Origin of the sequence: Kushneria aurantia DSM 21353 (assembly GCF_000382245.1) — a bacterium.
GTDB classification, from domain to species: domain Bacteria; phylum Pseudomonadota; class Gammaproteobacteria; order Pseudomonadales; family Halomonadaceae; genus Kushneria; species Kushneria aurantia.
On record NZ_KB907879.1, the window covers coordinates 65,761 to 72,669 of the forward strand.

At 52.8% G+C, this 6,909-nt stretch carries 8 protein-coding genes; 4 read left to right on the forward strand and 4 right to left on the reverse strand.

The genetic code is table 11. The annotated features are described in order from the left end of the window. The first annotated feature begins 145 nt into the window (after nt 1–145). Both rpsA and ykgO read left to right on the forward strand, forming a co-directional pair. Complete coding sequence (rpsA, locus tag H146_RS0112880) at nt 146–1,822, forward strand: 30S ribosomal protein S1 (RefSeq protein WP_019952292.1); 1,677 nt, start codon at nt 146–148, stop codon at nt 1,820–1,822. 117 nt (nt 1,823–1,939) lie between these two features. Beyond that, entirely contained in the window at nt 1,940–2,089 is a 150-nt protein-coding gene (gene ykgO, locus H146_RS0112885; RefSeq protein ID WP_019952293.1) for a type B 50S ribosomal protein L36, read from the forward strand. 262 nt (nt 2,090–2,351) lie between these two features. Here the strand turns inward: ykgO and H146_RS0112890 are convergent, their stop codons facing one another. The 4 genes from H146_RS0112890 to H146_RS0112905 form a co-directional block, all read right to left on the reverse strand. Continuing rightward, entirely contained in the window at nt 2,352–2,840 is a 489-nt protein-coding gene (locus tag H146_RS0112890) for an Lrp/AsnC family transcriptional regulator (protein WP_156826810.1), read from the reverse strand. Continuing rightward, entirely contained in the window at nt 2,833–3,282 is a 450-nt protein-coding gene (locus tag H146_RS0112895; protein ID WP_019952295.1) for an Lrp/AsnC family transcriptional regulator, read from the reverse strand. The genes H146_RS0112890 and H146_RS0112895 overlap by 8 nt, the downstream gene beginning before the upstream one ends. Before the next feature lie 501 nt (nt 3,283–3,783). Beyond that, nucleotides 3,784–4,830: a 2,5-dihydroxypyridine 5,6-dioxygenase NicX family protein gene (locus H146_RS0112900; RefSeq protein WP_019952296.1), complete on the reverse strand. Its 1,047-nt coding sequence runs from the start codon at nt 4,828–4,830 to the stop codon at nt 3,784–3,786. Nucleotides 4,831–4,915: 85 nt separating this feature from the next. After that, entirely contained in the window at nt 4,916–6,226 is a 1,311-nt protein-coding gene (locus H146_RS0112905) for a purine-cytosine permease family protein (protein WP_019952297.1), read from the reverse strand. A 231-nt stretch (nt 6,227–6,457) separates the two neighbouring features. Between H146_RS0112905 and H146_RS21440 the strand changes: the two genes are divergently transcribed. Both H146_RS21440 and H146_RS22490 read left to right on the forward strand, forming a co-directional pair. Then, nucleotides 6,458–6,625: a ribosomal protein bL36 gene (locus H146_RS21440; RefSeq protein ID WP_156826811.1), complete on the forward strand. Its 168-nt coding sequence runs from the start codon at nt 6,458–6,460 to the stop codon at nt 6,623–6,625. 61 nt (nt 6,626–6,686) lie between these two features. Further along, nucleotides 6,687–6,909, forward strand: a 223-nt coding sequence (locus H146_RS22490) for a transposase (protein WP_026351970.1), incomplete at its 3' end; no start/stop codon positions are given.

A 6,909-nucleotide genomic window follows, 5' to 3' on the forward strand; every position in this document is an offset into this window, starting at 1 on the left:
ATATGGCAGCGGTACTCAACTGAAAACCCTGTCATGTCCAACCAGCGTTAACGTCCCCGGGGAGTTTTGTCATTGGCCCGCGCTTGCTGGTGGCGTGGAGAGGGCGGCCGCCCGGTCGCCGTTCGTTGATCACTATAGGAATACCATGAGCGAAAGCTTTGCTGAACTGTTCGAGCAGTCTCTTCAGGACATCAACATGGAGCCCGGTGCCATTGTCATGGCCACCGTGGTGGACATTGAAGGTGACTGGATCACTGTCAACGCCGGCCTGAAGTCCGAAGGGCAGATTCCTGCGGCACAGTTTCGTGGCGAAAATGGCGAGCTGACCATTGGCGTCGGCGACGAAGTCAAGGTAGCGCTGGAGGCCGTCGAGGACGGTTTCGGTGAGACCCGCCTGTCTCGTGAAAAGGCCAAGCGTGCCGAAGCCTGGAAGGAGCTGGAAGCGGCCTTCGAGGAAGACGAGGTCGTCAAGGGCGTGATCAACGGCAAGGTCAAGGGCGGCTTTACCGTCGATGTCAACTCCATCCGCGCCTTCCTGCCGGGCTCGCTGGTCGATGTGCGGCCGGTACGCGACACCGCGCATCTGGAGAACAAGGAGCTGGACTTCAAGGTCATCAAGCTCGATCCCAAGCGCAACAACGTGGTGGTCTCGCGCCGCGCCGTGCTGGAAGCCGAGAACAGCGCCGAGCGTGAAGCGCTGCTCGCCACCCTGCAGGAAGGCCAGCAGATCAACGGTATCGTCAAGAACCTGACCGACTACGGCGCCTTCGTCGATCTGGGCGGCGTTGACGGCCTGCTGCACATTACCGACATGGCCTGGAAGCGCATCAAGCACCCCAGTGAGATCGTCGCCGTGGGTGATGAGATCAACGTCAAGGTGCTCAAGTTCGACCGCGAGCGCAATCGTGTCTCGCTGGGCCTGAAGCAGCTGGGCGAGGATCCCTGGGTCAACATCAAGGATCGTTACCCCGAGGGCATGAAGGTCAACGCCCAGGTCACCAATCTGACCGACTACGGCTGCTTCGCCGAGCTGGAAGAGGGCGTCGAGGGTCTGGTTCACGTCTCCGAAATGGACTGGACCAACAAGAATATTCACCCCTCCAAGGTGGTTCAGGTCGGGGACGATGTTCAGGTCATGGTGCTGGATATCGACGAGGAGCGTCGCCGCATCTCGCTGGGTATCAAGCAGTGCACCTCCAATCCCTGGGAAGACTTCAGCTCGCGCTTCAACAAGGGCGATCGTGTTGCCGGCACCATCAAGTCGATCACCGACTTTGGTATCTTCATCGGCCTGGAAGGCAACATCGACGGTCTGGTGCACCTCTCCGACATCTCCTGGGCGGAGAGCGGCGAGGAAGCGGTACGCGGCTACCGCAAGGGCGAGGAAGCCGAGGCGGTCATCCTGTCGATCGACCCCGAGCGTGAGCGCATCTCGCTGGGCATCAAGCAGCTTGAAAGCGACCCGATGTCCGAGTTCCTGGCGGTCAACGACAAGGGCGCTGTGGTTTCCGGTCGCGTCACCGAGGTGGATGCCCGTGAAGCCTACGTCGAGCTGGCCACCGACGTGATTGCCGTCCTCAAGGCCTCCGAAATCAGCGCCGACCGCGTCGAAGACGCCCGCAGCGTGCTGAGCGAGGGGGACAGCGTCGAGGGTCGTATCGTCGGCGTCGATCGCAAGAACCGCGTGATCAACCTGTCGGTTCGCGCCAAGGATCAGGACGATACGCGTCAGAACATGCGCAACATTCGCGAGCAGGAAGCCGAAACCTCATCGCCGACCACTATCGGCGACCTGATCAAGCAGCAGATGAATCAGGACTGATCGGCCATTGCCGGTGCTTCGGCACCGGCCTTGCTCTGGCGTATGATGCGGTGCTGCCGCGTCGCATCATCAATTGGAATTTATCGCCCTCCGGTTTTCGGAGGAGAGGGAGTTACCATGCAGGTTGTCAGCTCACTGAAGTCGGCCAAGAACCGACACAAGGATTGCCAGGTCGTCAAGCGCCGCGGTCGCGTTTACGTCATCTGCAAATCCAATCCGCGCTTCAAGGCCGTTCAGGGCCGCCCGAAGCCCAAGCGTCGCGGCTGATTATGCCGTGACAGGCGCCTTGCAAAAAGGCAAGACGCCCCCCCAAAAAGCCCCGGTCCGCATGGACCGGGGCTTTATTTGATACCGCGGGCTACACTGAAATGCACAAAAGGGCTGCGCTCGACAATACAGCGTTAAAATTGACCTCGTACGCGAACCCGGTAAAATGCTCATGTTTACCCATGTAAACTTCGCGTTTTCGGTCAATTTTGCCTTGCCTTGCCTTGCCTTGCCTTCGCTCGCCTGATTTGTAAACACCTTTTTAGAGGACATATCGCAACTGATAATTTTTGCCCCCTTCTATCGCGATAAAGGCTTCGATATCGACAAGCCCCTCCAGTTTTAATATCTCTTCCATAATAAAATTCTGTAGCGTAAAGGAATCATTGAAGAGCACAATGGCCATAGCATCATAGCTTCCCGATACTAGTGCACTGATCACTACGCCTCGCAGGTTTTCAATTCTTTTGGCGCCCTGATGGATCTTTCCGGGCTCGAACTTGAAGCTTATAAAGGCTGAGGAGTGCCCCTGAATCAGAAATGGATCCACCAGGCAGATAATCTGAATCGCATTGTCGTTAAGCATGCGTTGAACGTGGCGTCGAGTTGTGCTGAGCGGCAGCCCAACCTCTTCTGCGATCTCGGCCATCGGCCGACGGCCGTTTTTCAACGCCTTGATGATTTTGAGATCCATCGCACCGAGATGAATATGCCTTTTCGCATCTTCTTGTGTTTCAATTCGATTAGTCAAGCAGATACCTCAATTGAAAGTTTTGGCTGCCGAAGGCGATAAACGTCTCCATGTCCTTTATTCCTGGTATCTTACATACTTCGACTTCGATGAAAGCGTCATAGGTAAACGCTCCGTTAAAACTGACAATCGCCATGATGTCAAATTTGCCTGTCACGATGGCCGCCATAATAACGCCCTTTAGGTCATCGATAATCGCTAGTGCGGCCTTGCGGTATTCAGGCAGAATGCGAAAACCTACGAACGCTGCGCCATGGTCATGAAGTTTAAAAGGATCAATGAGACAGGTGATATCAGCGGCGCTACTGTCGGTCATCACCTTGACACGTTTTCCGATTGTTTTTGTACTCACTTGTAGTGTTTTCGAAACATCTGAATAGGATGCTCTCCCATTCCAGAGTTGGCGAATAATTTCCAGGTCAATGTCATCCAGGTGAACCATGGGACTCCCTTCAAGTATATCTCATTTATGCTTTGAGGTTAGAAAATATAATTTTAACAACTTTCAGTAACCTGCCTAACGTGATTGGTGAGGAAATGATAGTCCGAAATATTTTTGTAAACCATGTCTATCGCCGAGAGAAGGTTTCCGTATGGTGCTCAGGAATACATGTTGCATTACTGATCGGAGAAAAGCTACAAGGGCGGAGTAAAAAGGGTTGGGTTGAAAATTTTATGGGCTAATACAATGATGAGAGCAGTGCGCGAGGTCGATAGCATTGCTGCTATGCTCCTCGTTGTCGCACCACTCCTTGATTCGCCGAGAGATCAGATTGCTTGTATCCTAAGAGGGTGTTTACAAAAGGGCTGCGCTCGACGATATAACGTTAAGATTGGCCTCGTGCGCGGGCCCGGTCAAATGCTCATTTACCCTAGGTAAACTCCGCGTCTTCGGCCAATTTTGCCTCGTCTTGCCTTCACTCGTCTGATTTGTAAAGACCCTCTAATGGCCCAGACATCGCGCTAAATCAACCAATTCCGGCGCAATCACCTTGCCATCTTCTATAATAGCACGGCCATCCAGATAGACGGTGCAGTCCATGCAAATGCCGTCGATATGGCTTTTCGCTTCACGCGCCTTGCCTCCACTATAATTTGGTCCCTGGTAGCCAAAGCCCCATTCCGTTGATCCCCAGACCCGCTCATCCTCGGTCGTTGTGCCTTCCAGGCGCGCATTTGGGTTGAAGCCATAGCAGACATGGGCTGCTATATACATGTTTGAATCATTCAGGTTTGCAAACCAGTCGCGGATGATAGCAGCTTTTTTACCACCAGTAATGTCGACGATACGACCTTTCTTGACGTGATAGTTAATGGTTTCGTCGAGAACACCCAGTTCGGCATCGCCGCCACCGCTGATGGCGCCATCAAAGGCGATTGTTCCATTGATGCTCTCCTCAAGTGGAGCCCATCCAATCTGACCGATCAAAAAGTTGGCACCCGGCTTGTCATATAGTGCTTCGCTGTTTATTGGTCTTGTCGGCTCATTGCAGAACTCTACATCTGTACCTGCCCTATTGGTAATGCGCATTTGACTGGCTTTTTGGGTCATCTCTACAATGCGGGATTGAAATTCGGCCTGTATGTCGATATCCACCATGCCAATGCAACGTACCATTTGCTCGACGGAGAGCCCTCCAAGCATCACCTGGCGTGTGCGACCATTGGTTACTGCTCGGTTCCAGAAACTGCTATAAAGCAGCCACTGATTGTTCAGCTCAATCCAGACGTCGGCTTTGTCGGCACCGGCTATCAGAGGATCAGGAAGATAGGGTAGAGTGACTTCGCCGTAGCCCCTGGGCGTGCTGTGCCATGCCAACATCACCTTCCCACCGAGTGCGTCGGCCATCTTTGCGATCTCTTCGGCAACACGGAATTCACTTATCGAGTCAGTGGTGATCAGAACGCTTTCACCTTTTTTCAGTTTGATCTGATCATGCAGAAGTTTGTAAGCTGTCTTTGTTAATTCCATGTCGAGATATGTAGGCATGGTAATCACCTTTTTGGGTTTTTGGTTGATGCTTGGCTTGGCTTGGCTTGGTTAGAGTTCCGCTTGCTGACTATCAGAGCGTAATTTAAAAGCCTGTTGAGTCCTCGTAGTATTCCCCAATGTTGCCCATTGTCCTAAAGAGCTCGACTCTGGACAGGACGATATAGATTACAAAGCTTAGAGCAAGTGCATTGATGGCTCCGGATCCCCATTCTATGTTGTAGGCCGCAATAGACGCGATGAGCCAGGATACAAAAGTAGTAAGGTTCCACTGGTTGTAGCGAACGCCGGGTCCGAAAGAATATTTACCGCGATTGATGACGTAGTAATCTGCGATAAGAATACCAGCCATTGGCGGGATCGTGATGCCCAGAACAATTAGCCAGTCAATAAAGTAACTCGCCATGCCGAAGAATCCGGCAATGGTCGCTACCACGCCACTTATCAGTACGATCGTAGACTTTTTTAATTTCACCAGGGCCGAAAGACCGAGTGAGGAGGTGTAAAGATTATTGTCGTTTGTTGTCCACTGGGCGGCGATTAGAACGATCAAGGCAGGAGCGCCCAGGCCAAGCCCTACCATGGCCGCTGGCAGGTCACCGGTGCCGGTGGAGACGCTTGTCAGGAAGCCTGCCAGGATGACAAAGGTGTTGGCGCACATATAACCGAAAATCGTGGATATCCAGGCGGCCCTTTCATCTTTTGCATAGCGGGTAATATCTGCCTGTGCAGATGCACCTGCTGCGAATGAGCCGACGACCATGACGATTCCGCTCCCCAGACCAAAACTCTCCTCGGGTTTAATAGAAGCGATATTGTTCCAGCCCCCGTGACTATTGACCGCTACGATGGCGCCCCAGGTAGCAGTAATGATGACGGCGGGAATGGCGATGCGACTGACTATTGAGAGCCCTTTGTACCCCAGATACGCTGTTGCGATCATCAAACCGCCGCCCCAAAGGGCCGCTATATGTGATTGTGCAAGGAAGCCACCATCGGGAAAAAGAGCGTTGATGGTGTTACCGAAAAATCCCACTTGTACGGCGAACCATCCGAGCATCGTTATTGCCAGCACAAGGCCGACGACTTTGGAACCCTGACGACCAAAGGCATGGCGAGAAAGCATGGCGGTTCCCAGTCCTTCACGTGCACCGGCCGCTCCTACCAAACCACCATAAAGGGCGAGAATAGTATTACCCATCAAGGCGGATAGAATGACCTCGTTCAGGGTCAATCCCGCCATTAGCGCGGCTCCGGTAAAAAGGCCTGACATGGCAATACAGTAACCGGCTGCGACGATAGACACGTCCCAGGTTTTTCGCCGCTGTGACTTCGGCACTATCGTTCTGGCGTTGTCCTCGCCAGTGATATCGACTTCGGAAGCTTTGTCAGGCATCAATGGTCTCCCCGGTAAGGAATTGTTTTTGGTTGAGAATTTGATGGTTTGGCGAAAAACGCAATTCTTTCATTCGTTTTATCCCAAAAAGTTCATTTTTATTTTTCCATTGAACAAAATGGGAATTTTAATTTTCTACCTCAGTCTTCCCATGATTGCAAGATCGGTTAGTGGCTGAATCCTTTTTTATTCTCTAACATATTGATATTAATGTTAAAATTATGATCCTCCATGGTCGGCGCAAGCTGCGAAAAAATGAAGTGCAGCCAGCAGACGACGGGTGAAGTGATTGCCAACCGTTCTTTGAAGTCGGCCAAGGGCCGACACAAGGATTGTCAGATCGTCAAGCGCCGCGCCAAAAATGGCAGGGCACAAAAAATCACCGGGAATGATTTTTGACGCCGCAGGCGCCCTATGCGTCAGCGTAGTTGTCACCCAAGCGGATTGAGAGGTGATCAACGTGCGTTATCCCGCAGAGCGTAAGGAAGCCATCCTCCGGAAGATGGCGCCGCCCATGAGCATGACCATCCCGGAACTGGCCGAGCAGGAAGGCATCACCGCGACAACCCTCTACAATTGGCGGAAACAGGCCAGAGCACGAGGACAGGTTTTGCCATCACGATCCAACCAGCCCGATCAGTGGACCAGCCAGGAGAAGTTCCAGATCGTCCTGGAGACGGCCC

What these genes read in the sequence shown, in the direction of transcription:
- rpsA (WP_019952292.1), top strand. Translation starts at nt 146, where the DNA reads ATGAGCGAAAGCTTTGCTGAACTGTTCGAGCAGTCTCTTCAGGACATC.
- ykgO (WP_019952293.1), top strand. Translation starts at nt 1,940, where the DNA reads ATGCAGGTTGTCAGCTCACTGAAGTCGGCCAAGAACCGACACAAGGAT.
- H146_RS0112895 (WP_019952295.1), bottom strand. Translation starts at nt 3,282, where the DNA reads ATGGTTCACCTGGATGACATTGACCTGGAAATTATTCGCCAACTCTGG.
- H146_RS0112900 (WP_019952296.1), bottom strand. Translation starts at nt 4,830, where the DNA reads ATGCCTACATATCTCGACATGGAATTAACAAAGACAGCTTACAAACTT.
- H146_RS0112905 (WP_019952297.1), bottom strand. Translation starts at nt 6,226, where the DNA reads ATGCCTGACAAAGCTTCCGAAGTCGATATCACTGGCGAGGACAACGCC.
- H146_RS21440 (WP_156826811.1), top strand. Translation starts at nt 6,458, where the DNA reads ATGGTCGGCGCAAGCTGCGAAAAAATGAAGTGCAGCCAGCAGACGACG.